At 61.3% G+C, this 26,553-nt stretch carries 26 protein-coding genes; 19 read left to right on the forward strand and 7 right to left on the reverse strand.

Annotated features, from left to right (window positions below; all coding sequences use genetic code 11):
* Positions 1-5 precede the first annotated feature (5 nt).
* The 6 genes from BM216_RS18130 to BM216_RS18155 all read left to right on the forward strand — a co-directional run bounded on the left by BM216_RS18130 (position 6) and on the right by BM216_RS18155 (position 5,091).
* Complete coding sequence (locus BM216_RS18130; RefSeq protein ID WP_093000614.1) at positions 6-845, forward strand: RNA methyltransferase; 840 nt, start codon at positions 6-8, stop codon at positions 843-845.
* Entirely contained in the window at positions 829-1,629 is an 801-nt protein-coding gene (gene murI, locus BM216_RS18135) for a glutamate racemase (RefSeq protein ID WP_093000615.1), read from the forward strand. Before BM216_RS18130 ends, murI begins: the two co-directional genes overlap by 17 nt.
* A 396-nt stretch (positions 1,630-2,025) precedes the next feature.
* Entirely contained in the window at positions 2,026-2,277 is a 252-nt protein-coding gene (locus BM216_RS18140; RefSeq protein ID WP_143102793.1) for a hypothetical protein, read from the forward strand.
* A gap of 38 nt (positions 2,278-2,315) precedes the next feature.
* Positions 2,316-2,729 carry a GNAT family N-acetyltransferase gene (locus BM216_RS18145; protein ID WP_093000744.1) on the forward strand — a complete coding sequence of 138 codons (414 nt, stop codon included), beginning with the start codon at positions 2,316-2,318 and terminating at the stop codon, positions 2,727-2,729.
* A gap of 64 nt (positions 2,730-2,793) precedes the next feature.
* Positions 2,794-3,432, forward strand: coding sequence for a LysE family translocator (locus BM216_RS18150; protein ID WP_093000617.1), 639 nt, complete (start codon positions 2,794-2,796; stop codon positions 3,430-3,432).
* Between the two features lie 135 nt (positions 3,433-3,567).
* On the forward strand, positions 3,568-5,091 hold the full coding sequence (locus tag BM216_RS18155; protein ID WP_177230826.1) for a helicase HerA domain-containing protein: 1,524 nt from the start codon (positions 3,568-3,570) through the stop codon (positions 5,089-5,091).
* An 82-nt stretch (positions 5,092-5,173) separates the two neighbouring features.
* Here the strand turns inward: BM216_RS18155 and BM216_RS18160 are convergent, their stop codons facing one another.
* Positions 5,174-6,154 carry a TerC family protein gene (locus tag BM216_RS18160; protein ID WP_093000618.1) on the reverse strand — a complete coding sequence of 327 codons (981 nt, stop codon included), beginning with the start codon at positions 6,152-6,154 and terminating at the stop codon, positions 5,174-5,176.
* Between the two features lie 336 nt (positions 6,155-6,490).
* Between BM216_RS18160 and rpsD the strand changes: the two genes are divergently transcribed.
* Positions 6,491-7,108, forward strand: coding sequence for a 30S ribosomal protein S4 (gene rpsD / locus BM216_RS18165; RefSeq protein WP_093000619.1), 618 nt, complete (start codon positions 6,491-6,493; stop codon positions 7,106-7,108).
* Between the two features lie 154 nt (positions 7,109-7,262).
* The gene (locus BM216_RS18170; RefSeq protein WP_093000620.1) at positions 7,263-7,802 is read left to right on the forward strand and encodes a P-loop nucleotide/nucleoside kinase family protein; all 540 of its coding nucleotides are present in this window, start codon (positions 7,263-7,265) and stop codon (positions 7,800-7,802) included.
* Here the strand turns inward: BM216_RS18170 and BM216_RS18175 are convergent.
* Together BM216_RS18175 and sthA are read right to left on the reverse strand one after the other, a co-directional pair.
* On the reverse strand, positions 7,762-8,067 hold the full coding sequence (locus BM216_RS18175; RefSeq protein WP_093000621.1) for a hypothetical protein: 306 nt from the start codon (positions 8,065-8,067) through the stop codon (positions 7,762-7,764). The genes BM216_RS18170 and BM216_RS18175 overlap by 41 nt on opposite strands.
* Positions 8,068-8,092: 25 nt before the next feature.
* The gene (sthA, locus tag BM216_RS18180; RefSeq protein ID WP_093000622.1) at positions 8,093-9,586 is read right to left on the reverse strand and encodes a Si-specific NAD(P)(+) transhydrogenase; all 1,494 of its coding nucleotides are present in this window, start codon (positions 9,584-9,586) and stop codon (positions 8,093-8,095) included.
* Between the two features lie 198 nt (positions 9,587-9,784).
* Here sthA and BM216_RS18185 point away from each other — a divergent pair, with 198 nt between their 5' ends.
* The 11 genes from BM216_RS18185 (at position 9,785) to BM216_RS18235 (ending at position 22,088) form a co-directional block, all read left to right on the forward strand.
* Positions 9,785-10,579: a FadR/GntR family transcriptional regulator gene (locus tag BM216_RS18185; RefSeq protein WP_177230827.1), complete on the forward strand. Its 795-nt coding sequence runs from the start codon at positions 9,785-9,787 to the stop codon at positions 10,577-10,579.
* An 82-nt stretch (positions 10,580-10,661) separates the two neighbouring features.
* Positions 10,662-12,170 carry an ABC transporter substrate-binding protein gene (locus BM216_RS18190; protein ID WP_093000623.1) on the forward strand — a complete coding sequence of 503 codons (1,509 nt, stop codon included), beginning with the start codon at positions 10,662-10,664 and terminating at the stop codon, positions 12,168-12,170.
* A 79-nt stretch (positions 12,171-12,249) separates the two neighbouring features.
* Complete coding sequence (locus BM216_RS18195; protein WP_093000624.1) at positions 12,250-13,197, forward strand: ABC transporter permease; 948 nt, start codon at positions 12,250-12,252, stop codon at positions 13,195-13,197.
* A 10-nt stretch (positions 13,198-13,207) separates the two neighbouring features.
* Positions 13,208-14,080 (forward strand): ABC transporter permease, encoded by an 873-nt coding sequence (locus BM216_RS18200; protein WP_177230828.1) that lies wholly within the window; start codon positions 13,208-13,210, stop codon positions 14,078-14,080.
* Positions 14,081-14,098: 18 nt separating this feature from the next.
* Positions 14,099-15,883, forward strand: a complete 1,785-nt coding sequence (locus tag BM216_RS18205) for a gamma-glutamyltransferase family protein (RefSeq protein WP_093000625.1) — start codon at positions 14,099-14,101, stop codon at positions 15,881-15,883.
* A 3-nt stretch (positions 15,884-15,886) separates the two neighbouring features.
* Positions 15,887-16,651, forward strand: a complete 765-nt coding sequence (locus BM216_RS18210; protein ID WP_093000626.1) for a DUF1028 domain-containing protein — start codon at positions 15,887-15,889, stop codon at positions 16,649-16,651.
* Positions 16,648-18,459 (forward strand): ABC transporter ATP-binding protein, encoded by a 1,812-nt coding sequence (locus BM216_RS18215; protein ID WP_093000627.1) that lies wholly within the window; start codon positions 16,648-16,650, stop codon positions 18,457-18,459. The genes BM216_RS18210 and BM216_RS18215 overlap by 4 nt, the downstream gene beginning before the upstream one ends.
* A 290-nt stretch (positions 18,460-18,749) precedes the next feature.
* Complete coding sequence (locus BM216_RS18220) at positions 18,750-19,658, forward strand: AraC family transcriptional regulator (RefSeq protein WP_177230829.1); 909 nt, start codon at positions 18,750-18,752, stop codon at positions 19,656-19,658.
* Positions 19,659-19,912: 254 nt separating this feature from the next.
* Entirely contained in the window at positions 19,913-20,653 is a 741-nt protein-coding gene (locus tag BM216_RS18225) for an SDR family oxidoreductase (protein WP_093000629.1), read from the forward strand.
* A 29-nt stretch (positions 20,654-20,682) separates the two neighbouring features.
* Positions 20,683-21,597 (forward strand): SDR family oxidoreductase, encoded by a 915-nt coding sequence (locus BM216_RS18230; protein ID WP_093000630.1) that lies wholly within the window; start codon positions 20,683-20,685, stop codon positions 21,595-21,597.
* Positions 21,598-21,764: 167 nt separating this feature from the next.
* A complete protein-coding gene (locus tag BM216_RS18235; RefSeq protein ID WP_093000748.1) occupies positions 21,765-22,088 on the forward strand; it encodes a hypothetical protein in 324 nt (107 codons plus the stop codon).
* 88 nt (positions 22,089-22,176) lie between these two features.
* Here BM216_RS18235 and radC read toward each other — a convergent pair whose 3' ends face one another.
* From radC to phaC, 4 genes are all read right to left on the reverse strand, one after another.
* Positions 22,177-22,995, reverse strand: coding sequence for a RadC family protein (gene radC, locus BM216_RS18240; protein WP_093000631.1), 819 nt, complete (start codon positions 22,993-22,995; stop codon positions 22,177-22,179).
* Positions 22,996-22,998: 3 nt separating this feature from the next.
* Positions 22,999-23,838, reverse strand: a complete 840-nt coding sequence (map, locus tag BM216_RS18245; RefSeq protein WP_177230830.1) for a type I methionyl aminopeptidase — start codon at positions 23,836-23,838, stop codon at positions 22,999-23,001.
* A gap of 83 nt (positions 23,839-23,921) precedes the next feature.
* Positions 23,922-24,629 carry a DNA/RNA nuclease SfsA gene (gene sfsA, locus BM216_RS18250; RefSeq protein WP_093000633.1) on the reverse strand — a complete coding sequence of 236 codons (708 nt, stop codon included), beginning with the start codon at positions 24,627-24,629 and terminating at the stop codon, positions 23,922-23,924.
* Positions 24,630-24,643: 14 nt separating this feature from the next.
* Positions 24,644-26,497 carry a PHA/PHB synthase family protein gene (gene phaC, locus BM216_RS18255; protein ID WP_244530224.1) on the reverse strand — a complete coding sequence of 618 codons (1,854 nt, stop codon included), beginning with the start codon at positions 26,495-26,497 and terminating at the stop codon, positions 24,644-24,646.
* Positions 26,498-26,553 lie beyond the last annotated feature (56 nt).

Raw genomic sequence — 26,553 nt, forward strand, 5'->3', positions numbered from 1 at the left:
CGAATATGTCAGGAACAAACAGCGAGCTAGAACTGATCGCCGAAGGACCGGCCATCATTCTGGTCGAGCCGCAACTCGGAGAAAATATCGGGATGGTGGCGCGCGCCATGGCCAATTTCGGCCTGGCGGAGCTTCGCCTCGTCAACCCGCGCGATGGTTGGCCAAGCGAGAAGGCGCGCTCCGCCGCCTCCAAGGCCGATCACGTCATCGACAGCACCAAGGTCTACGAGACGCTCGAAGACGCGATCCGCGACCTGAATTTCGTCTATGCCACGACGGCCCGCGAACGCTACGGCTTCAAGCCGGTCCGCTCGCCGACTTTCGCGGCTTCCACTCTGCGCGAAAAGTTCAGGGCGGGCGAAAGGACCGGCATCCTCTTCGGTCGCGAGCGCTGGGGTCTGAACAATGAGGAAGTGGCGCTTGCCGACGAGATCGTTACTTTCCCGGTCAATCCTGCCTTCGCCTCTCTGAATATCGCTCAGGCCGTCCTTCTCATGTCCTATGACTGGATGAAATCCGGCATGGAGGATCTCGACGAGACGCGCTTCCAGCCGATCGAGCAGCGCCCGTCGACGAAGGAGCAGGTCCTGGGAATGTTCGAGCATGTCGAGGAAGCGCTCGATGCCAGAGGTTATTTTCACCCGCCGGAAAAAAAGCCCAAAATGATCGACAACCTTCGCGCGGTATTGTCGCGGCGGGCTTTTTCCGAACAGGAAATCAGCGTTTTCCGCGGCGTGATCCGCTCGCTCGATCGCTTTCCGCGTCAATGGCCGGAAAAAATTGTTCCGAGACAGCAGAAGGCAAGTGACGCAGGGGAGCGCGAGGGGAATGACATCGACGAATGAGCTGAAGCCGGTCCTGATGTTCGATTCGGGCATTGGCGGGCTGACGGTTTTGCGCGAGGCACGCGTTCTGATGCCGGAGCGCGGTTTCATCTATGTCGCCGATGACAAGGCGTTTCCCTATGGCAGTTGGGAGGAGGGCGCCCTGCAGGAGCGCATCCTGAGTCTCTTCAAAGAGCTTCTGGACGAACACCGGCCTGAAGTCTGCGTCATTGCCTGCAACACCGCCTTCACCCTGGCCGGTGCAGCCTTGCGGGAGGAGTTTCCGGAGATGACCTTCGTCGGCACGGTGCCGGCGATCAAGCCGGCCGCGGAACGCACGCGGTCCGGTCTCGTCTCCGTGTTGGCGACGCCGGGCACTGTCAAGCGCGCCTATACCCGCGATCTCATCCAGTCCTTTGCCAGCCAGTGTCATGTCCGGCTCGTCGGCTCCGAAAACCTCGCACGCATGGCGGAAAGTTATATCCGCGGCGAAGCCATATCCGATGAGGCTGTGCTGGCGGAGATCGCGCCGTGCTTCGTGGAAAAGGATGGTGAGAAGACAGACATCGTCGTTCTTGCCTGCACGCACTATCCGTTCATGGCCAATGTGTTCCGACGCCTGTCTCCCTGGCCGGTTGATTGGCTTGATCCGGCAGAGGCGATCGCCCGGCAGGCGCGACGCAAGGTGCCGGTCGTCGATGGCGCGGAACATCCGGACGAATACGACTTCGCCATTTTCACATCCGGTAACCCGGATTTCGCCACCCGCCGACTGATGCAGGGATTCGGTTTGCGCACCGCCTGAATCCTTAGCCGCGTCAACGATTGTTGCCATTGTGCAACGATCTTGCCCTTGAATGCAATTTTCGATTGTGAGCGCTTGCGCGTTTCAAAAGACCGTGCCATGTTCCCATCATCCGCAACTCACACGAAGGGAGCGCATTCATGACCGTATTTTATGCCTATACGCGCCTCCTTGGCGGATCCACCCGAGCCACCTGCGGCTATCGTCCGCGACCTGTGATCGGGATGGCATTCTGGGGCTGATTGCCCTCGGAATCCGCCTTCTGGCATCTTTCTCTGTCTCAACCTGACGTGCCCGATCTGACCGCGTAACGGCGTTTGCCGTTCGCATTTTCGCGCGCGTCGCTTCCAACCTCGAAAGGACCTGGCCGCTCGCGCGTGCCGGGGCGGAAAAGCTATGCGTGAAATGCACGTAATGGTTGCTGACGTCCTGTCGGCAGAAATGGACGCACTCTACAGGCGGCACGGACCGTGGAGCCTGATGCGGGCACTCGTTGTCACTGTTGCCCGTCGATCCGTCGGCCGGGCAGTCAATCGCTCGGTCGATCTCGACAATCATATGCGCAGGGATATCGGTCTGCCGCCGATCTCTCCGGAGGTCGATCGTGTTCTCGAAGCCCGCTTCGAGCATTGGAGGCATTACCTGTGAGTGCCGATGTCGGCTATCGCCGGCTCGCAAGAAACGACATGGCAGCCGCCGCGAACGTGTTTCGAAGCGCGTTCGATGCGCGGCTGCCATGGCTTGCCGGGCTCCACACGCCGGCTGAGGACCGGGGATTCTGGCAGGACCATCTGCATGCGACCTGCGAGATCTGGGGCGCCGAACGGGCGGGTGAACTGCTCGGCGTCATCGCGTTCCGCAAGGACTGGATCGAACAGCTCTATGTCCTGCCGGCCGCCCAGGGGCGAGGGATAGGCACCCGATTGCTGGATGTCGCCAAGACGGTGAACGGTGAACTGTTTCTCTGGACGTTCCAGAAGAACGCCGGCGCTCGGCACTTCTACCATTCGAACGGCTTTGCCGTCGTCACCGAAACGGATGGTTCCGGCAACGAGGAAAAGGAGCCGGACGTCCTATTATCATGGCGCCGCGCTGACTGAATCTCGTCGCTTGCCAAGTCTGAATTTCCGTGGCTTGGTCGATATATCATGAGGAGGAAATCACATGTCCGTTGAACACTGGCTCGCCTTCGTGGCGGCATCGGCGATCCTGCTGGCGATCCCCGGGCCGACCATCCTTCTCGTCATTTCCTACGCGCTGAGCCACGGCCGCAAGGTGGCGAGCGCGACCGTCGCCGGCGTGGCGCTCGGCGATTTTACCGCCATGACCGCTTCCATGCTCGGTCTGGGCGCGCTGCTGGCTACTTCGGCGATGCTGTTCACTGTGCTGAAATGGGTAGGGGCTGGTTATCTGATCTATCTCGGCATTAAGCTCTGGCGCGCGCCGGTTTCCGAGCAGGCCGCCGCGGCCGATGACTCGGATGTGCCGGCCGTCCGGCCTTTCCGCGTCTTCCTCCATACCTATGCAGTCACCGCGCTGAATCCGAAGAGCATCGTCTTCTTCGTTGCCTTCCTGCCGCAGTTTCTCGACCTGACGAAGCCGCTCTTCTTCCAGATGGCCGTGTTCGAAGTGACCTTCCTGGTTCTGGCGACGATCAATGCGGCGCTTTACGGCTTGCTGGCATCGATGGCGCGCAACACGATCCGCAAGCCGAAGGTCCAGCGCATCGTCAACCGCACCGGCGGTTCGCTGATGATCGGGGCAGGGCTCCTGTCGCTCGGTTTCAAGCGAGCTGCGGCTTAATCGCAAAGCCTGTTGATTTTCGCACTTGCCCGGCGAAACGAATCCTATTCTCTGTTATGGGGACGGTTCGGCGAATTGCGTCACCGCGAAGAGACCGCCGACAGATCATCACAAGACGGCATACGAGGTAAGGCATTGCAGGTCGGAATCGATATGGGAACTGTGACCGGCGGCCAGCCGGCCAAGCTCGATATCGAAGAGCTGCTGGCCACGCGTCTGCTCGTGCAGGGCAATTCCGGTTCCGGCAAGTCGCATCTTCTGCGCCGTCTCTTGGAACAGTCGGCGCCCTGGGTTCAGCAGGTCGTCATCGATCCCGAAGGCGATTTCGTCACGCTCTCCGACAAGTTCGGCCATGTGGTCGTCGATGGCGAGCGCACGGAAGCGGAGCTTGCCGGCATTGCCAACCGTATCCGCAAGAACCGCGTCTCCTGTGTCCTGACGCTGGAAGGCCTCGATCTCGAAGAGCAGATGCGGGCCGCGGCTGCTTTTCTCAACGGCATGTTCGATGCCGATCGCGATCACTGGTATCCGGTTCTCGTCGTGGTCGACGAGGCGCAGATGTTCGCGCCCTCCGTCGGCGGCGATGTCTCCGAAGATGCACGCAAAATGTCGCTCGGCGCGATGACCAACCTCATGTGCCGCGGCCGTAAGCGTGGTCTCGCCGGCGTCATCGCCACCCAGCGCCTGGCGAAGCTTGCCAAGAACGTTGCCGCGGAAGCCTCGAACTTTCTGATGGGCCGTACCTTCCTCGATATCGACATGGCCCGCGCCGCCGATCTTCTCGGTATGGATCGCCGCCAGGCCGAAATGTTCCGCGACCTTAAGCGCGGTAATTTCGTTGCGCTCGGCCCGGCTCTGTCGCGTCGTCCGCTGCCGATCGTCATAGGTGCGGTCGAGACTTCCGCGCGTTCATCGAGCCCGAAGCTGATGCCGCTGCCGGATGCGCCGCAGGATGTCGAAGACCTGATCTTCACGCCGGATCCGGAAGAGTTCGCGCGTCCAATCACGGCCGTGCGCCGTCCGACGCCGGCACCGCGGCCGACCACTGATATCCTGGCCGAGTTGTCGCGCTCCACGCCGGCGGCCATCCAGCCGGCCGCCAATGAAGCGCGCACGCCGATGCCGGAGCTTTCGCCCGAAGAGCATGAGGAGCGCCTGATGGCGGTCCTGTCGGAAATTCTCGACGATCCGCAGTCTGCTTACCGCACCGATGCCGTGCTTTATCAGGACTTTCTCGTCCGTGCCCGCATGCGCCGCCTGCCGGGACCGCCGGTCTCGCTCAGCGATTTCCGTCGCCGCACCGCGATCGCACGCTCCGGCGTCGATGCCGCGATGGCGTCAAGCGATGCTTGGGCAACGGTTCTTTCGCTGTCAAACGGCGTTTCCGACGATCTTCAGGGCGTCTTCCTAATGATGGCGAAGGCGGCCCTCGGCGGCGAGGCATGCCCGTCGGATGCCCGTATCGCTCGGGCCTACGGAACCCATTCCGCCCGCCGCGCCCGTCGTCTTCTCGGTTACTTCGAAGAGCAGGGGCTGATCATCGTCCATGCCGATTTCGCCGGCAAGCGCATCGTGGCTTTCCCCGACCTCCAGGCGGAGACCGCGCCCGGCAGTGCAGATGCGCCCGACGAAGGCGATCTCAAGATCGCCGCGGAATAATCCATTCCTCAAAGATAAAAAGCCCTCCGGCACAGATCGCGCCGGAGGGCTTTTTTGTTTGCCGCAGAAGCGATCTCTTGCGTCAGGTCGCTTCGCTTTCCTTCCTCGTCGCCCAGAGCGAACCGAGGATGCCGGTGGCGAGGATGGCGACCGTCACGCCGAGCGAGACGGATGGCGGTATCTTCGAAATGCCCAGCATGTCGGCGACGAAGATTTTCGAGCCGACGAAGATCAGCACCGCAGCCAGCGAATATTTGAGATAGGCGAAGCGGTGCATCAGGGCAGCCAGTGCGAAATAGAGCGCACGAAGGCCGAGGATCGCGAAGATGTTCGACGTGTAGACGAGGAACGGATCCGTGGTGATCGCAAAGATCGCCGGGATCGAGTCGACGGCGAAGACGAGGTCGGCCAGTTCCACCATGATCAGCGCCAGGAAGAGCGGCGTGACGAAGGTCTTGAGCTTGCCGGTCTTGTCGTCCTTCTGCTTGACGAAGAAATTCTCGCCATGCAGTTCCTTCGTCACCGGCAGCTTGCGACGCAGGAATTTCAGCATCGCATTGTTGCCGATGTCGCTCTCGTCATGATCGGACGACACCAGCATCTTGATGCCGGTGAACACCAGGAAGGCGGCGAAGAGATAGAGAACCCAATGGAAATTTTCCACGATCATCGCGCCGCCGGCGATCATGATGCCGCGCAGCACGATGACGCCGAGAATGCCATAGAGCAGGACCCGGTGCTGATACTGTCGCGGAATGGCGAAGTAGGAGAAGATCATCGCGATGATGAAGATATTGTCCATCGCAAGGCTCTTTTCGACGACGAAGCCGGTGAGATATTCCACCGCGGGCTGCTGCCCCTGCTGGAACCAGATCCAGCCGCCAAAGGTGACGCCGATCGCGATATAGAACGCCGACATCAGGAGGCTCTCCTTCACCCCGATCTCCTTGGAATCCTTGTGCAGGACGCCAAGATCAAGGGCGAGAAGGGAGAGGACGAGTGTAATGAAGATCGCCCACATCCATGTGGGCGTGCCGAGAAAATCCGTGTAGAGGAGATCCATCAGTCAACCTTATCCGGACGAGGTTGGCTTTAAACAGGATCCGACATCACGCAGTGTCCGGAATGCGCCAGAGGGGCCCGGATCCATGGTCGCGTAAATGGGGGCAGGGTACCGCCGATTTCAAGGGGCCTGCAGTTGACATTTCCATGACAGCCGCCTAAAGACCCGCCAGCGCCGGGTCGTAAAGCCCGGTGTTTTTGTTGACATGTCCCGTGGCACTCTCCGATCGCTTTCGTGAGAAGCCTGTCAGAACTTCTAAATCGAGGTTCAGAGGAGGGCGTGTTTCCTTCATCCGGTTTGGCAACAAACCGGTGTAACTGTTCGAAAGGAAATGCGATGAGCAAGCGCGAATCGTCCAAGTACAAAATTGACCGCCGTATGGGCGAAAACATCTGGGGCCGTCCGAAGTCCCCGGTTAACCGCCGCGAATACGGCCCGGGCCAGCACGGCCAGCGCCGCAAGGGCAAGCTCTCCGACTTCGGTGTTCAGCTCCGCGCCAAGCAGAAGCTGAAGGGCTACTATGGCGACATCCGCGAGAAGCAGTTCCGCGCGATCTACGAAGAAGCCAACCGCCGCAAGGGCGACACCGGTGAAAACCTGATCGGTCTGCTGGAATCGCGTCTGGACGCCATCGTCTACCGCGCCAAGTTCGTTCCGACGGTCTTCGCTGCCCGTCAGTTCGTCAACCACGGTCACGTCACGGTCAACGGCGTCAAGGTCAACATCGGTTCCTACCGTTGCAAGGCCGGCGACGTTATCGAAGTCCGTCAGAAGTCCAAGCAGCTCGTCACGGTTCTCGAAGCCGTTTCGCTCGCTGAACGCGACGTTCCGGACTACGTCGAAGTCGACCACAACAAGATGGTTGCCACCTTCGCACGCATCCCGTCTCTCTCGGATGTACCGTACCCGGTCATCATGGAACCGTCGCTGGTCGTCGAATTCTACTCGCGTTAATCGCGACGAAAATTCTCGAAAATGGCCCCGCAAGGGGCCATTTTTGTGTCTGCACTCCGGCAAAGAGCGGTTCATCCTGTCAGGATTGTCGTGCAGGATTCGTCTTGAGCCGATAGTCTCTCCGACGACGATGGAATCGCGGCCGGGAGTTGCCATGCTGATCATCCTGAGTGGGCTGCCGGGAAGCGGCAAGACGACCGTCGGCAAGGCGCTGGCTGCGCATTTTGTGGCTACCTACATCCGCGTCGACGAGATCGAGCATGTGCTTAGGCGTGATCTGTCGGACGTTAGGGAGATCGGCGCGGCTGGCTATGTGATCGCCCATGCCATCGCATCATCCAACCTGAAAATCGGCAATATGGTCATCGCGGACAGCGTCAATCCGGTAGCCGAGAGCCGCGCCGGATGGCGGGAGGTTGCGGCGCGTCACGGACTCCCCAGCCTTGATGTCGAGATCATCTGCGGTGATGAAGACGAGCATCGCCGGCGGGTCGAAACCCGCGTTCTGGATATTGAGGGATTGCGACCGCCGACATGGAGCGAGGTCCGCTCTCGCGACTATCTGCCCTGGTCGGGCGACCGTCTCGTGGTCGATACTGCCGTTGTTTCGGTTGAAGATTGTGTCGAGCGAATCGAGGCCGCGATCGACGGTCTCAGCGGTAGAGCCGCACTATCAGGTGGACGACAAGGATGATCAGCCAAAGCCCGAGGGCAGTTGCGCCGTAAGGAACGGTGATAAGCCCCAGCCATCCCAGCACGCCCAGAGCATATAGTGCTTCCCCGTAGTCGGTCCCGCCGATCACGCAAGGGTAGCTGCGGCTTTCATCAAGCTGGCAACCTGCCGCATCTGCGATTGCTCCAGCTCCAAGCGCCGAGATCAACGGAAAGGTTGCAAACAGAAGAATGGCGGCGAGGCTGACCCCGTAGATCGAAATCAGGCTGCGCCGCCGCCCTGCCACTAGGCTTGCCTCTGATGAGGCCGCATCATTTCGATGAGGCTTTCTTCTTTTCCGATTTGACGCTTTCCTCGACGGTCGTCGATGTCGTCGTATCGGTCAGCTTGACCGTATCGGCAGGCGCGTCCTTCTTCTCGCCCATGCGGTTCCAGGCGTCGAGGCCGGCGATCTTGTAGGCTTCGGCGAGCGTCGGATAGTTGAACGTGTTCTCGACGAAATACTCGACCGTTCCCTTGAGGTTGAGCACGGCCTGGCCGATGTGGACGAGCTCGGTCGCGCCTTCGCCGACGATATGGACGCCGAGCAGGCGGCGGGTCTTTAGGGAGAAGATCAGTTTCAACATACCCGTGTCGAGACCCATGATGTGGCCGCGCGAGGTTTCCCGGAAGCGGGCAATGCCACATTCATACGGAATGCCGCGCTCCTTCATTTCCTCTTCCGTCAGACCGCAGGTGGAAATCTCCGGCACGGCATAGATGCCGTAGGGGAAGTATTTCTGCGGTTCCATCGCGATCGCGCCGACGGCGACGCGGGCTGCGATGCGACCCTGTTCCATCGAGGTGGAGGCGAGGCTCGGGAAGCCGACAACATCGCCTGCCGCAAAGATGCCGGGGACCGAGGTCTCGAAGGTTTCCGGATTGACCCTCAGGCGTCCGCGGCTGTCTGCCTCGAGGCCCGCTGCAGCGAGGTTGAGCGTATCGGTCGCACCCATCCGGCCGGCCGCGTAGAGCACCATGTCGGTAATGATCTTGCGGCCGCTGTCGACGGTCACGGCAACTTTGCCGTCCGGCAGCTTCTCCACCTTCTCGGCCTTCTGACCAAGCAGCAGCTTCATGTTGCGGTCGCGCAACTGATAGGTGAAGTCCTCGACGATCTCCTTGTCGATGAAATCGAGCATGGTCGATTTCGGGTCGATCACCGTTACGGCCGTATCGAGCGCACTGAAGATCGTCGCATATTCGATGCCGATGACGCCGGCGCCGATGACGACCATGGAGCGGGGCAGGGAGTGGATTTCGAGCAGTTCGTCGCTATCCAGCACCGTCTTGTTGTCGAAGGGGATCGATTCGGGTCGGTAAGGACGTGTGCCGACGGCAAGCAGAATGCTTTTGCCTGAGACATGAATGATGTCGTCGTCATCCTTGACGATCTGCATCGTATCCGGTGCGACAAAGCTCGCCTTGCCGCGGATGTGCTGGACGCGGTTGCGGGAGAACTGGTGCTCGAGCACCTCGACCTCGTGGTCCAGTGTGATGAGCAGGCGGCGGCGCAGGTCTTCCGCGCTGATCTCCTGCTTGACGCGGTAGGACTGGCCGTAAAAGCCGCGCTCACGCCAGCCGGAAAGGTTGAGGGCTGTTTCGCGCAGCGTCTTCGACGGGATCGTGCCGGTATGGACCGAGACGCCACCGACCCTGCGGCCCTGTTCGACGACGAGTACCTTCTTGTCGAGCTTTGCCGCCTGGATGGCTGCCCGGCGTCCTGCCGGACCACTGCCAACCACGATGAGGTCGTACTGGTTCATGAATTTCTCCGCTTGCGCTTTGCCGACCGCAGTCAGCCGGAACAACTGGAACCCACTCTACACTCCCATTCTAAAATTTTGATTGCATGGGGGAAAGTCCGAAAAAATCAGCAGAAGGTCAAAAAATGAGCACATGTGGAAAGTGCCGAAAAAATGTCTTGACGGCCGAACTTAGATATTCTTTCTTGTGACCAATTAATGATTGGTTCAGGAAATGGTCCCGCAGTGAGCGCCGCCGCCAATAACTCCAATTATGCCCTGGGACGCCTGCGGGAGATGATCTCCTCGGGCGAATTCGGCAGCGAGGGACGCTTGCCGACCGAGCGGGCGTTGACCGACAGCCTTGGCGTCAGCCGCCGCGCGGTAAGGCGTGCTCTGGAGGTTCTTGAGTCCGAAGGCCTGATCTGGCGCCGGCAGGGTGCCGGTACCTTTGTCGGCGAGCGCCCGGATGACTGGAGCGGCCATGTCGAGGCATTGGTGGCCGGCACCGACATCATGGAAATCATGGAAGTGCGTCTGCGTATGGAGCCGCAATTGGCCCAGCTCGCCGCGATGCGCGCCAAGCCATCCGAAGTCGAGCGCATGCGCGCGCTGGCCGAGAAGACCGGCCAGAGTACCGACGCCGATTCCAAGGAGTTGTGGGACGGTGCGCTGCATCGCCAGATCGCCCAGAGCGCCGGCAACAAGCTGTTTCTCTCCATCTTCGACGTTATCAACCGCATCCGTCAGGATGATGCCTGGCAGTCGATCCGCGAGCGCGCCCGCCGCACCGGAACCAATGGCCGGACATCCTACGAACAGCACATGGCGATCGTCGATGCGATTGCCGCACGCGATCCCGGCAGGGCGGGCGAGGCCATGCGCACGCACTTGCTGATGCACCAGGAACGCCTGATCCGCGCCACCTCTCTCGAAAGTCTCGACGAGGCGAGTGGTCCAAGAAGTTCAAAGACAGGAGAGGGGGATGACGACGTGCTGAGCGCCGCGTCCTGATCCGTTTCCGATACCGCCTGGCCCGTGTGGCCGGCCAACAAGAAAAATGCCACCCAGAGATAGCCAGACCAGAGGATTGAACATGAAGAAATTGTCTACCCTGACCGCAGCACTGCTTGCCGGAGCCTTCCTGGCTTTCCCGGCGATGGCCAGCGAACTGCGTATCGGCCTCAACGATGATGCCGACGTGCTGGACCCGGCGCAGTCGCGCACCTTCGTCGGCCGCATCGTCTATACCGCGATGTGCGACAAGCTCGTCGACATCGATGAGAACATGAAGATCGTCCCGCAGCTTGCCACCGAATGGGCCTGGTCCGAAGAGGGCAAGGTTTTGACGATGAAGATCCGCGACGGCGTCAAATTCCATGACGGCGAAACACTCGATGCCGCTGCCGTCGTCGCCACGATCGAACGCAACATGACGCTGCCGGAATCGCGCCGTAAGAGCGAGCTGTCCTCCGTCGAGAAGGTCGAGGCAACCGGTCCCCTGGAAGTCAAGTTCACGCTGAAGACCGCTGACGTCACGCTGCTCGCTCAGCTGACCGACCGCGCCGGCATGATCGTCGCGCCGAAGGTCGCCAAGGAACTCGGCGCCAATTTCGGCTCCAAGCCGTCCTGCGCCGGTCCGTTCAAGTTTGTCGAGCGCATCCAGCAGGACCGTATCGTGCTGGAAAAGTTCGCCGACTACTGGGACAAGGACAAGGTCCTCGTCGACAAGGTGACCTACCTGCCGATCCCGGACACGACCGTGAAGCTCGCCAACCTGCGTTCGGGTGACCTCGACATGGCCGAGCGCATTTCGGCCTCCGACGCTGAATCGGTGAAGAGCGACTCGAACCTCACCTATGCCGACGTCATCGGCCCGGGCTACATGGCCATGTATGTCAACATCGGCAACGGTCCGCGTGCAGACAACCCGCTCGGCAAGGACAAGCGCCTGCGCCAGGCCTTCTCGCTTGCCATCGACCGTGAAGCCATCGGCCAGATCGTCTTCGAAGGCACGTCCAAGGCCGGCAACCAGCCTTACCCGCCGACGAGCCCTTGGTTCAACCAGAACCTTCCGGTTCCCGCCCGCGACATCGAAAAGGCCAAGCAGCTGATGAAGGAAGCGGGCTACGAAACGCTCGACATCGAGTTGCAGCACGCCAACAACACCACGCAGACCCAGATGATGCAGGTCATCCAGTCTATGGTGGCCGAGGCCGGTTTCAACGTCACGCTGAAGGCGACCGAATTCGCGACGCTCCTTTCCGAGCAGACCGCCGGCAACTATCAGCTGTCGCGTTCCGACTGGTCCGGCCGTATCGATCCGGACGGCAACATTCACCAGTTCGTCACTTGCAAGGGCGGCATCAACGACGTGAAATACTGCAACCCGGAAGTCGACAAGCTGCTCAACGATGCCCGCGCCTCGACCGATGACGCCGTCCGCAAGGAAAAGTACGATGCGGCCTCCGTCCTGCTGAACGAGGACATGCCGATCATCTACCTCGGCCACCAGCCTTACGCCTACGCGATCTCCAACAAGGTCAAGGGCTGGAAGCCTTCGCCGGACGGCATGATCCGCCTGCTCGGCGTCAGCAAGGACTGATCTCCAGACCACCTCTAAGATGGCCGCACGGGAAAACCCGTGCGGCTGCGCCTGAACAAGCACGAACGAGGGCAATGCCATGCCTGTCTATATCGGCAAGCGACTGCTGGTCGCGATCCCGACCCTGTTGATCATCTCGATCTTCGTCTTCTCCCTGCAGAAACTGCTGCCCGGCGATCCTATCCTGGCCATGGCCGGTGAAGAGCGTGATCCGGCAACCATCGAGTTCCTGCGCGAGAAGTATCGCCTCAACGATCCCATGCCGATCCAGTATATCAACTGGCTGGGCGGTGTCGTGACCGGCGATTTCGGCATTTCCCTCAGGACCAACCAGCCGGTGCTGGAGCTGATCGGCCAGAAGCTGCCGGTCACCATCCAGCTCGCCGTCATGGCCATGTTCTTCGCGATGATCATCGGTATCCCGATCGGCATTCTCGCAGCGGTCAAGAAGAACACCTGGATCGATTACACCGCCAACATCATTGCGCTGTCCGGTCTTTCCATTCCCAATTTCTGGCTCGGCATCATGCTGATCCTGCTTGTCTCGGTTCAGCTCGGCTGGCTGCCGGCCTCGGGCTACGAATCGATCTTCGTCGATCCGGTCCGCTCGATCGAGACGATGATCATGCCGGCCTTCGTGCTCGGCAATGCGCTGGCCGCCACCCTGATGCGCCATACGCGCTCGGCCATGGTCGCGGTCCTGAGCTCGGATTACATCCGCACCGCGCGCGCCAAGGGACTTTCTCCCTGGGAAGTCGTCATGTCGCACAGCTTCCGCAATGCGCTTCTGCCCGTCATCACGCTTCTCGCACTGCTCTTCGGCGAATTGCTCGCCGGCGCGGTCCTGACCGAACAGATCTTCACCATTCCAGGCTTCGGCAAGATGACCGTCGATGCCGTGTTCACCCGCGACTACGCCGTCGTCCAGGGCATCGTTCTGTGCACCGCTGTCGGCTTCATCCTGATGAACCTGCTCGCGGACATCGCCTATGTCCTGCTCAATCCGCGCCTCAGGGCGACTATCTGAGGCTGATGATATGACTGCACTCAATTCCACCATTCCCGTCCCGGTCAAGCGACAGGAAAGCCGCGCCTGGAAGAAGATGAAGCGCAACAAGTCGGCGCTCGTCGGCCTTGTCGTCGTCCTTTTCTTCACCATCCTCGCCGCTGCCGCTCCGATCCTGCCGATCCCCGATCCGGTCGCCACCAGCTGGGGTGCGATCCGCAAGGCGCCGTCTGCCGCTCACTGGCTCGGCACGGACGATCTCGGCCGCGACATCCTTTCGCGCATGATCTGGGGTGCGCAGGCCTCGCTGATGGCCGGCGTCATCTCCGTCCTCATCGCCGTCGTCATCGGCGTGCCCTTCGGCCTGATCTCCGGTTATTTCGGCGGCTGGGTCGACATGGTGATTTCCCGTGTCACCGAAGCACTTCTCGCCATGCCGTTCCTCATCATGGCGATCGCGCTCGCGGCCTTCCTTGGCCCGAGTCTGACCAATGCGATGATTGCCATCGGCCTTTCGGCCATGCCGATCTTCGTGCGGCTGACCCGCGGCCAGGTGCTTGCCGTCAAGACGGAGGATTATGTCGAGGGTGCCCGTTCGATCGGTCTCAACCACGTCGACATCATGACTCGCTACATCCTGCCCAACGTCTTTGCTCCGATCATCGTTCAGGCGACGTTGACGGTGGCGACCGCCATCATCGCGGAAGCAAGCCTGTCCTTCCTCGGCCTCGGCCAGCAGGCGCCGGCGCCTTCCTGGGGCTCGATGCTCAACACCGCCAAGAACTTCCTCAGCCAGGCGCCGTGGATGACGCTGTGGCCCGGTATCGCGATCTTCCTCGTCGTTATCGGCTTCAACCTGCTCGGCGACGGTCTGCGCGATGCGCTCGACCCGCGTGAAAATTAATTCTCAAGGAATGCGATAATGAGTGACTTTACGACACGACCCGAAATCCTTGGCACCTTTGGCGTCGTCACCTCCACCCACTGGATTGCGTCCGCCGTCGGCATGGCGATCCTCGAAAAAGGTGGCAATGCCTTCGACGCGGCTGTCGCGACCGGCTTCGTGCTGCAGATCGTCGAGCCGCATCTCTGCGGTCCGGGTGGCGACATGCCGGCCGTCTTCTACTCGAAGAAGACTGACAAGGTGGAAGTCATCTGCGCCCAGGGCCCGGCTCCGGCAGGCGCCACGATCGAGCACTATACCGACGAAGGGCTGAAGCTGATCCCCGGCGACGGCCTGCTCGCCACCGTCATTCCGGGCGCCTTCGACGGCTGGATGCTGATGCTGCGCGACTACGGCACGATGACCGTCCGCGACGTGTTGGAACCGGCGATCTATTACGCCGAGCACGGCCACCCGACGCTGCCGCGGGTATCGAACACCATCAAGGGCCTGGCCGATTTCTTCCAGAAGGAATGGCCGACCTCCTATGAGACCTGGCTTCCGGGCGGTTCCGCGCCTGAGCCGCTCGCCAACTTCAAGAATCCGGTTCTGGCGGAAACCTACAAGCGCATCATCGCCGAGTCGGAAGCCAGAACCGGCCGAGAAAACCAGGTGGAAGCAGCGCGCGACGCCTTCTATCGCGGCTTCGTCGCCGAGACGATCGACACCTACCTCAAGACCGCCGAAGTCATGGATGCCAGCGGCTCCAAGCACAAGGGCGTGCTGACGGCCGAGGACATGGCCGGCTGGAGCGCCACGGTCGAAGCGCCGCAGACGCTCGACTACCAGGACTGGACGATCGCCAAGACGCCGGCCTGGGGGCAGGGGCCTGTCCTTCTGCAGTCTCTCGCATTGCTGAAGGGCTTCGATCTCGCGGCGATGGACCCGTCAGGCCCGGATTTCGTCCACACGATCGTGGAAGCCATGAAGCTCGCCTATGCCGACCGCGAGGTCTATTACGGCGATCCGGAATTCGGCCAGATCCCGGCCGAGTATCTGCTCTCGGAAGGCTACAATTCGGAGCGCCGCAAGCTGATCGGCCCGACCGCCTCGATGGAGCTGCGTCCGGGCACCGTGCCCGGCTATGATCGTCAGGTAGACGCGACCATGGCCATGCTCGCGGAGATGAGCGGCACCGGCACGGTCTACGAGCCGACCATGTCGCATCTTACCGAAAAGCGCGGCGATACCGTCCATATCGACGTCATCGACCGCTGGGGCAACATGGTTTCGACCACGCCGTCGGGCGGCTGGCTGCAGTCGTCGCCGATCGTGCCGGGTCTCGGCTTTGCGCTCAATTCCCGCGCTCAGATGTTCTGGCTGAAGGAAGGCCTGCCGACCTCGCTCGCTCCGGGCAAGCGCCCGCGCACGACACTGACGCCTTCGCTGGCGCTGCATCAGGGCAGGCCCTCGATGGTCTTCGGTACGCCGGGTGGCGACCAGCAGGACCAGTGGCAGTTGCCCTTCTTCCTGCGTTATGCCCATCACGGCAAGAACCTGCAGGCGGCCATCGACATGCCGCTCTTCCATACGTCCCACTTCCCGGGTTCGTTCTACCCGCGCACCAGTTCGCCGGGCGAGATCATGGTGGAAAGCTCGATCGGCGAGGCGACGCTCGAAGAGCTTCGTCGTCGCGGCCACAAGGTCAAGGTCGCCGATCCGTGGACGGTTGGTCGTCTCACGGCTGCCCGCCGCGATGCCGACGGCCTGCTGCGTGCCGCCGCAACCCCGCGCCTGATGCAGGCCTATGCGATCGGGCGCTGATCCATGACCTGGTCGATCGTCGCACGCGATCCAAGGACGGGCCATATGGGCATCGCCGTCGCCAGCCGCTTCTTCGCGGTCGGCGGCACGGTGCCGCATATCAAGGGCAGGGTGGGGGCAATCGCCACCCAGGCCTTTGTCAGCCCGCTTTACGGCACTGATGGCCTGACGCTTCTCGCTGAAGGCAAGTCGCCGGACGAGATCATCGCGACGCTCACCTCCCGCGACGTCGGCTTTCGCCAGCGCCAGATGCATCTGATAGACGCCGACGGCCGCAACGCCGCCTTTACCGGTGAAAAATGCGTCGATTGGGCCGGCCATCTTGTGGATGAAAACGTCTCGGTCGCCGGCAACATGCTAGCCGGTCCCGAGGTGATTGCCGCGACACTGCGGGTCTACAAGGACCGTGCTTCATCTGGTGCGCCAATGGCCGAATGCCTGCTGGACGCCATGGATGCCGGCGAGGCGGCCGGTGGCGACAAGCGCGGCCGGCAGTCGGCGGCGGTCGTCATCTATCGCGATCAGGATTACCCCTGGCTGCGCATCCATGCCGATGACCACGCCGAACCGCTGGTGGAACTGCGCCGGCTCTATGCCGTGGCTCAGGAGCGCTACCTGCACGTGGCCGAGACCATGCCGACCCGCGACAACCCGCACGGCATGATCGACCGGACTGTCATCGATCAGAAAATCGCAGCCCTCGAGGCTGTCCGCGACGCGGAAGGCCGTGCCTCCGCATCCTTTGCTACCGCGTGGAAACCACTATGACCCAAGCTCCCGTCCTTTCCGTCAAGAACCTCTCCACTTCCTTCCTGGTTGACGGCCAATGGAAGAGCGTGGTGCGCAACATGTCCTTCGACGTCGCGCCGGGTGAAACCGTTGCCATCGTCGGTGAAAGCGGCTCCGGCAAGTCCGTCACGTCTCTGTCGCTGATGCGTCTCCTGGCGCCGGCATCGAGCCGCATCGAAGGCGAGGTCATGCTGAATGGCCGCAATCTCCTCGCTCTCTCCGAGCAGGAAATGCGTGCCGTGCGCGGCAACGAAGTCTCGATGATCTTCCAGGAGCCGATGACCTCGCTCAATCCGATCTTCACCATCGGCCGGCAGATCTCGGAGGTCCTCGTCCGCCACAAGGCGATGTCGAAGACCGAGGCGCGCGCCGAGACGATCCGCCTTCTCGAAAAGGTACGCATCCCGAATGCCGCCGGCCGCTTCGACGAATATCCTCACCAGTTTTCCGGCGGCATGCGCCAACGCGTGATGATCGCGATGGCGCTCGCTTCACGTCCCAAGCTCCTGATCGCCGACGAGCCGACGACGGCGCTCGACGTCACCATCCAGGGACAGATCCTTGACCTGATCAAGATCCTGCAGGAAGAGGAGGGCATGTCGGTCCTCTTTATCACCCACGACATGGGCGTTGTCGCCGAGATCGCCGACCGCACCATCGTCATGTTCCGCGGCGATGAAGTCGAGACCGGCCCGACCGAAGACATTTTTCACCGCGGCAAGCATCCTTACACCCGAGCCCTTCTGTCGGCCGTGCCGAAGCTCGGCTCGATGCAGGGCCGCCAGTGGCCGACGCGCTTCCCGGTGCTCGATGCGACGACCGGCGAGACGGCGGAGCCGGTCGAGGTCGCCGACACCGTTGCCGGCGGCAAGACACCGGTCCTGCAGGTGAAGAACCTCGTCACCCGTTTCCCGATCCGCTCGGGCCTCCTGTCGCGCCAGACCGGCGCCGTGCATGCAGTCGAAAACGTCTCCTTCGATCTCTTCCAGGGAGAGACCCTGTCACTGGTCGGTGAATCCGGCTGCGGCAAGTCGACGACAGGCCGCTCGATCATGCGCCTCGTCGAGCCGACCGCCGGCGACGTGTCGCTCGACGGCTATGATGTCATGAAGCTTGATACGGTCGCCCTGCGCAACATGCGCAAGTCCGTCCAGATGATCTTCCAGGATCCATTCTCCTCGCTCAACCCGCGGATGACGGTCGGTACCGCCATCTCCGAACCCTTCATCAAGCACAAGCTCGGCACCGCCAGGCAGGCGAAGGAGAAGACCGCCGATCTGCTCGAAAAGGTAGGTCTCTCCGCTGACATGGCGTCGCGCTACCCGCACGAATTCTCCGGCGGCCAGCGTCAGCGTATCGCCATCGCCCGTGCGCTCGCCCTCGACCCGAAGGTGATCGTCGCCGACGAAAGCGTCTCGGCTCTCGACGTCTCGATCAAAGCGCAGGTCTGCAATCTGCTGCTAGAACTGCAGCAGAGCCTCAACCTCGCTTTCCTGTTCATCTCGCATGACATGGCCGTGGTCGAGCGTGTGAGCCACCGCGTTGCGGTCATGTATCTTGGCGAAATCGTCGAGATCGGCCCGCGTGCCGCAGTTTTCGACAACCCGCAGCATCCCTATACGAAGAAGCTGATGTCGGCCGTGCCGGTGCCGGATCCCGCCCGCCGCGGCATCCGCCGGGGCATTTCCAACGACGAACTCAAAAGCCCGATCCGCGGCATGGATTACAAGCCGCCGGTCAGGGAGTATCGCGAGGTCTCGGAAGGTCACCTTGTTCAGGTGGCATGAGGATAATCGAAAAGCCGGCCTTCGTGCCGGCTTTTTGCTAGGCGCGCGGTAGTCCCTATCGTCAGCCGGACTAGATAGGCTCTGTGTTGGTTCAGGCTGCCGAGTTTTTGTTGATTGAAGGACGCTACTTTCCCGGTTGAATTGTACACGAACATCATTTCGCTTGGCCGACAATAACAAGGTCGCAGCTATCATGGATCGACGAATACAGGCGCTTGGATGACGCTCATCCGGGCGTCGTGCCGTTTGTGATCAATGGACTGATGCCACCCTACAGGATCGGAATATTGATGCCTCTGTCCCACGTTGCTCTGAACGCCCACAATGACCTGCCCGGCGCGATGAAGGAATGCAGCTTGCGGGCAGGCTGGCGCTCGCTTCTTCTGCGTCGCTATGAGGAGCCGCCGGCGGCCGAGGAGTTCACCACACGCCCGACCACTGAACACCTGATCGTCCTTGTCGTGGATGGGGCTTGCGATATCGAGGGTCGCTATCATGGCAGATGGCATGAGACGAGCTATCGCGCAGGCAGCATCGGCATGACCGCGCCTGGCGAGGAGGTAACCCTGCGCTGGCGTGACAATGGCATGCACACCACGCTCCAGCTGCACCTGCCGGAAGCCATCATTCGCAGCGTTCACGACGATCTGGTCGATCGCGGCATGCGTCCTTCTCCGATGCCCCATCGGCTGAGCTACGATGATCAGCTGATCGCCCAGTCGCTTCTGTCGCTATCTGCCGCAATGTCGGAAGGCGCACCGGATCTCTATGCCGAGACGGTGGCGCATTTTCTCGCAAGCCACCTCTTCATACGCCATGCGGAGGCGTCACCGGTGGCGACGAAAAACATCGATGACCCCCGGATCCGTCGTCTGGATGAATTCATGCGGGAAAACCTCGGCAGTGCCATCTCGCTGGAAGATGCTGCGACAGTCGCCGGCATCAGCCGCTTTCATCTCGTGCGGCTGTTCCGCAAGATCCACGGTGAAACTCCGTATCGGCGGCTGACCCGCATGCGGATCGAAGAAGCGAAGCGGCAGCTTGCGCAGGGCCGGGAAAGCGTCACGGAAATAGCGTTCATCTGCGGCTATGAAAATCCGGCTCACTTCGCTTCGGCCTTTCGCCGATGGGTCGGAGCCTCTCCAAGCGAGTATCGCGGCCAGTTTTACAAGTTCTGCGCGGCAGATTCACAGGATTGAGCAATTCTGCGAAAGCATAAGGCAATAAGCCGGAAGCGTGCCGAAACCATGGCTGGTATGGCTATTCATAGTAGCTCTCTCGCTGGTTTCAGCAGTGCCGCCGGCGGTCGTTCGGATGCTCCGTTTCTCACTGTCCGATTGTAGCTTCAGCTCCTCGGGACTAGCGGCGGTATCTCGGGACGCACCGCGCCGTCATCGCCGCTTTCAAGCCTGAACCAGCAGTGGGTCCTACCGCAGTTTATGGGAGAAACATCATGAGCAATGCGCATCAGAGAAATGCAATCGTAACCGGTGGCTCGAAGGGTATAGGCGCCGCGATCGCCAGAAGGCTCGCGCGGGACGGGTTTGCCGTCAGCGTCAACTACGGGCATGACCGGGATGCGGCGGAAGCGGTGGTCGCGGAAATCATCCAATCCGGTGGGCAGGCCATCGCGGTTCAGGCGGATCTCGCCGACCGCAGCAGCATGGCGACGTTGTTCAACGCGGCGGAACAGATATTCGGCGGCGTCGACGTGCTGGTCAACAATGCCGGTACCATGCCGCTCAGCCCGCTCGCGGATGTGGACGATGATCAGTTCGACCGCATCGTCGGGCTTAATCTCGGCGGTGTCTTTCGCGGCATGCGCGAGGCCGCCCGGCGGATGCGGGAAGGCGGTCGCGTGATCAGCTTCTCGTCGACCGTCGTTGGCCTCTATCAGCCCACTTACGGTGTCTACGCAGCCACCAAGGCGGCAATCGAAGCGATGACCCACATCCTCGCCAAGGAACTTGCTCCCCGTGGCATCACCGTCAACGCGGTCGCCCCGGGTCCCGTGGATACCGGGCTGTTCAGGCACGGCAAATCGCCTGAACAGATCGCCGCCATCGAGAAGATGAATCCCTTCGGTCGGCTGGGCCAGCCTGACGATATCGCCTCGGTGATCGCCTTTCTGGCCGGGCCGGATGGCGGCTGGGTCAATGGCCAAACCATTCGCGCCAATGGCGGCGTGGTCTGATCAATCCGATAGTCAGAAGGAAGTTCGACATGACACAGATCGCACTTGTAACGGGCGCATCGAGCGGCTTCGGCCGGATGATCGCGTCTGACCTGGCCGCAGCCGGTATCACCAGCTACGCATCGATGCGCCACACCAAAGGCAGGAATGCGCAGGCGGTAAGCGAGATCGCGGCAGAAGCGAAGGAAAAGGGCACCGATTTTCGCACGATCGAGCTCGACGTGCAGGACCAGGGTTCGATTGACACGGCGATCGAAAAGATCATCGCCGAGCACGGCAGGCTCGACATTCTCGTCCACAATGCCGGCCATATGGTGTGGGGGCCTCTCGAAGCTTTCACGCCGGAGCAGCTGGCCGAACTCTACGACGTCAACGTGCTTGGTTCGCAGCGCGTCAATCGGGCAGTTCTGCCCCACATGCGCAAGGCGCGGAGCGGGCTTTTGATCTGGGTGTCGAGCAGCAGCACGATGGGTGGCATCCCTCCTATGCTGGGGCCGTATTTTGCGGCCAAGGCGGGAATGGATCAGATCGCGGTCTCTTACGCGCGAGAACTCGCCCCATTTGGCATTGAGACCTCGATCATGGTCCCGGGTGCCTATACCAAGGGGACCAATCACTTTGCCCATGCCGGCAGTCCCGCGGATACGTTGCGTGCGAGCGAATACACGGCCGGCTGGCCGAAGGACTTTTCCGACCGCATGCTGAAGGCGCTCGCCGCGACCGACCCGGAAGATTCGGATCCGACTGAGATCGGACGCGCGGTGGCCCGCATTGCCACCATGAAGCCCGGCACCCGTCCTTTCCGCACGGTAATCGACCCTGCGGATGACGGTTCAGCCATAAGCTCGCCGGTCGTTGACCGAATCCGCAATGAGTTTCTTCACCGCATCGGCTTCCCGGAACTGGCACATATCGGCGAGCAACCGGCGGGCATGTGGAAATAGATTTCATGGTCGCCGCGCCGTTCCCCAAACGAGCGGCGACTGGCTTTTCTCGGGTAACACCGCCGCGTGTGGCCGATTGGCAGTCTTCGGTGCTGTCGGAAACTCCGATGCCATGCGAGTGTCACCAGTTTACATGCGGGGCGCAGAGTTCGACAACGGAGCGAGCCATGATCGATTTGAACAAGATCACCAATCCCGCCGTGAAAGCGGCAATCCAGGCGTTTCAGACGGGGGATAGAACAGGTTGGCTCGAGGCGTTCGAACCGAACGCAAAGCTGACCGATGACGGTGAACCGCGCAGCTTTGCCGACTTCACAAATGACGCTCTCGGGCACGAGTGGTTCACCAGCCTGGAGGAGGTTGAAGATGGCGGTCTCTTCATTGTCGGCCAGTTTCACTCTGATCAGTGGGGTGATTTCAGAACTTACTTCCGATTTCATCCCGCTGCGGACGGAAAATTCGGTCAGCTTGATATCGGGCAGGCGGAGTAGATGGCCGCAGGCTAGGAACGCGCTTACTTCGTTGCGAAGTCTTTTTTGATCGTTAGGCGCGCAAGCGACACTTCGGCCTGAAATCAGCTCAGATAAGCCTCAGCCCCTTGAGACTGGCATGGCCATCCTTGCCGATGATGATGTGGTCGTGAACGGTGATGCCGAGCGGCTTTGCCGTATCGACGATCGTCTTCGTCATGTCGATATCGGCGCGCGACGGCGTCGGGTCTCCGCTCGGATGGTTGTGCACGAGGATGATCGCGGTGGCCGACAGCTCCAGCGCCCGCCGCACCACTTCGCGTGGATAGACCGGGGTGTGATCGACCGTACCCTTGCTCTGCACTTCGTCGGCGATCAGTGCATTGCGCTTGTCGAGAAAGAGGATGCGGAACTGTTCGCGGGATTCGTAGGCCATCGCCGCATGGCAATAGTCGATGACCGATGACCAGGAGGAAAGGACCTGCTTCTCACGCAGCTCGCTCTTCAGGCTGCGTTGGCCGACGGTGGCGACGAGCTTGAGGTCCAGCGCGACGTTCTCGCCAATGCCCTTCACTTCCTGCAGCAGGCCGAGCGGCGCGCCGAACACACCGGCAAGCGTGCCGAAGCGCGCGAGCAGCGCCTTGGCGAGAGGCTTGGTGTCGCGCCAGGGGATGGAGCGGAACAGGAGGAGCTCGAGAATTTCATAGTCCGCCAGCGATGTGTCGCCGTGGTCGCGATACTTCTCTCGAAGGCGCTCGCGGTGGCCATGATAGTGTTCTGCACTGTGGGGCGTGGCGTCAGGCTTCAGCGATACCCGACCTGCCGGTTGTTCGGCGAAATAGGCGCGTTCATCGGGAAAAAGATCACCAAGCGCCGCATCCTCGGCTGGTTCATTCGAATCTGGCGAGGATGCGGGGCGCTTGTTCATCGATTAGCCTTTGAGTGGCGGAAGGCCCGGGCGATCGAAGCCGCCGGGAGAAAGGGTAAAGACCTCGCATCCGGTAGCGGTAACGCCGACGGCATGTTCGTATTGGGCGGAAAGAGACCGGTCGCGGGTGACCGCCGTCCAGCCGTCGGAAAGCACCTTCACATGCGGCTTGCCGAGGTTGATCATCGGCTCGATGGTGAAGATCATGCCTTCCTTCAGTTCCGGGCCTTCGTCGGCGCGGCCGTAATGCAGGATGTTCGGCGAATCGTGGAACAGGCGGCCGACGCCATGGCCGCAGAAGTCCCGTACGACCGAGCAGCGTTCTGCCTCCGCATATGTCTGGATCGCTTCGCCGATCGCTCCGGTGCGCACGCCGGGCTTGACGACTGCGATGCCGCGCAAAAGGCATTCGTAAGTCACTTCCATCAGGCGTTCGGCAGCGCGCTTCACCGTCCCGACAGGATACATGCGGCTCGAGTCACCGTGCCAGCCGTCGAGTATGTAGGTGACGTCGATATTGACGATGTCACCCTCGCGCAGCGGCTTGTCATCGGGCATGCCATGACAGACGACGTGATTGATCGAGGTGCAGACGGAATATTTGTAGCCGCGATAGTTCAGCGTCGCGGGCAGCGCGCCGTGATCCATGCCGAATTCGAAGACGAACCGGTCAATCGCACCGGTGGTGATGCCGGGCTGGACGATCGATGCCAGTTCGTCGAGGCAGCGCGCCGTCAGCAGGCAGGCCTTGCGCATGCCGGCAAAATCGTCGGTCGTGTCGTAGAGGCGGATAGCACCCGTATTTTTAAGGGGGGCGGAAACCGCCTCGATGTAATTGACCATGATATTTCTCTCTCAACTCCCCCGTTCATAATGCAGCAGGCGGCTATTCGTCCATGCCGATCAGCGTTTCGGGGCTGGTTTCCTCAGTCCAGATCGGAGATCTCGATAAGCCTGGTCGGCTCTATCGCCTGCGCCGTCACCCTGCATGTTACCGCATAGGCCTCGACGCCACGCTGCCGCGCGCGCCGGAAAGCGATGGCATAGAGCGGATCAAGATCGGCGCAGATCGCAAACTGCTCGCAGTCCGCCCGCTGGATCAGATAGATCATCACCGCCCGGTGACCGGCTTCGGCCATGTCGCCGAGTTCCTCCAGATGCTTGGCGCCCCGTTTGGTCACGGTGTCCGGGAATTCCGCCAGCTTCGGCGCGCGGCTGAAATGGACGTTCTTCACCTCGACATAGGCATCCGGCAGGCCATCCTGCCTGAGCAGGAAGTCGATGCGCGAATTGCGGCCGTATTTCTGCTCGCGCAGGATCGTGCCGTAGCTGGAAAGGCTCGGCAGGATGCCGGTACGGATCGCTTCCTCGGCAAGCCGGTTCGGCAAGCCTGTATTGACGCCCACCATCTTTCCATCCGTCTCGATCATCTCGAAGACGTAGCGGTATTTGCGGGTCGGCGAGTCGTGCTGGGACAGCCAGATGCGGGAACCCGGTGCCGTCAATCCGCGCATCGAGCCGGTATTGGGGCAGAAGCCGGTGATCGGCGTGCCGTCGTCCAGGACGGCGTCGAACAGGAAGCGCTTGTAGCGCTGCACCAGGGTGGCGGAAACAAGAGGCGGATCAAATCGCAAAGGGCAGGCTTTCCTCAGGCACGCGCAAGGACATAGGTGCCGGGTGCGTCGCCGAGTGACGGCATGGTTTTGCTTCCCGGCTTGCGCGCGGCAACACGTCGAGGATCCTTCTCGGTCACCCACTCCTGCCAGTGCGGCCACCAGGAGCCGGGCTCCTCCGTCGCGCCTTCGAGCCAGCCGTCCAGCGTTTCTGCGGCCGTTCCATTCGTCCAATGGCGGTATTTCTTCCGGCCCGGCGGATTGACGACGCCGGCTATGTGGCCCGAGCCGGAAAGCACGAATTCGACAGGCCCCCCGAAGAAGCCGTTGCCGTGATAGACCGAGCGTGCAGGGGCAATGTGGTCTTCCCGGGTGGCGAGATTGTAGACCGGAACCGTGATGTCGCGCAGATTGACTGTCTTCCCGCCGAGCTGCATTTCGCCGGCGCTGAGGGCGTTATCGAGATAGCAATTGCGCAGGTAGTAGGCGTGGTTGGCCGCCGCGACACGGGTCGAATCGGAATTCCAGTAGAGCAGGTCGAAGGGCAGGGGTTCCTTGCCCCGCAAATAGTTGTTGACCATGTAGGGCCAGATCAACTCCGATGAGCGCAGCAGATTGAAGGCTGCGGCCATCTGCGGCGCGCCGAGATAACCACTCGCCTTCATCTGCTTTTCTATCGCCGCGATCTGCTCCTCATCAACGAAGACCTTGAGGTCACCCGCCTGAGTGAAATCCACCTGGGCGGTGAGGAATGTCGCGGAGGCTATCCGTTCGTCCCTGGTCTGCGCATGGAGGGCGAGGGTTGCTGCGAGCAATGTGCCGCCAACGCAATAGCCGATCGCATTCACCTGTTTCTCGCCGGTCGCCTTCGCAGCCGTGTCGATCGCAAACTCGATGCCTTCGTGGATATAGGCTTCCCAGTCCTTGGCGGCATGGCTGCTGTCGGGATTGACCCAGGACACGACGAAGACGGTGTGCCCCTGGTCGACACACCATTTGATGAAGCTCTTTTCCGGCGTCAGGTCGAGAATGTAGAACTTGTTGATCCATGGCGGCACGATGACGAGTGGCCGCTTCAGCACCGTTTCCGTTGAAGGCTCGTACTGGATGATCTCGCAGAGCTCGTTGCGCGCGACGACCTTGCCGGGCGTCAGCGCGAGGTTGGTCCCGACCGCGAAATGGCTGGCATCGGTCTGGCGCAGTTTCAGATGTCCGCCGCCGGCCATGATATCCTCGGCCAGCATCTTCATGCCCGCGACGAGGTTCATGCCATTGCTCGACACCGTCTCGCGATAGACTTCCGGATTGGTGACCGCGAAATTGGCGGGCGAAAGCGCTGCCGTGATCTGCCGAACGTAAAAGCGTGCCTTGTATTTGGTGATCTCGTCCAGCCCATCCGCTTGGGTAATAAGGGCATCGGCCCAGGATGCGCTTGCCTGGTAGACCTGGCGCAAGAACGAAAAGAAGGGATTGGCGAACCAGTCCGGATCGGCAAAGCGGCGATCCTTGTTGTTTGTCGCTTCATCCCTGGACGCATCAGTATCGCCGGCGACCTGCTGTGCCGTCTTCGCCCAGATCTCGAAATAACGGGTTAGTAGAAGCGTCTGCGCTTCGAGCGTCCGCCTGGGGTCCGACATCCAGTATTCGGTCAGCGCCGACATGGTCCTGATGAAATCGCCGATCGGTGCCGAAAAAGCGTCGGCTTCGATTTCCCCGCGCTCCCGCGGCTGCAGCCATTCGGATGCAGCGCGGCCGAGATTCTCCATCGCCCGGGCGACATTCATCGTCAGGGACTGCGGGTCCTTGATAAAATAAGCCTCGAAAAAGGCAGGATCGAAGCCCGGAAAATCCTGCCCGGCGGGCCCGTGATCGTCGGACTTGTGCGCCAAACGCAGCCTCCCGTGCATGACCGTTGTTTTCGTTTGTACATCGGGCCCGAAAGCGA

This window comes from Rhizobium sp. NFR07 (assembly GCF_900111905.1).
Classification (GTDB): Bacteria; Pseudomonadota; Alphaproteobacteria; order Rhizobiales; family Rhizobiaceae; genus Neorhizobium.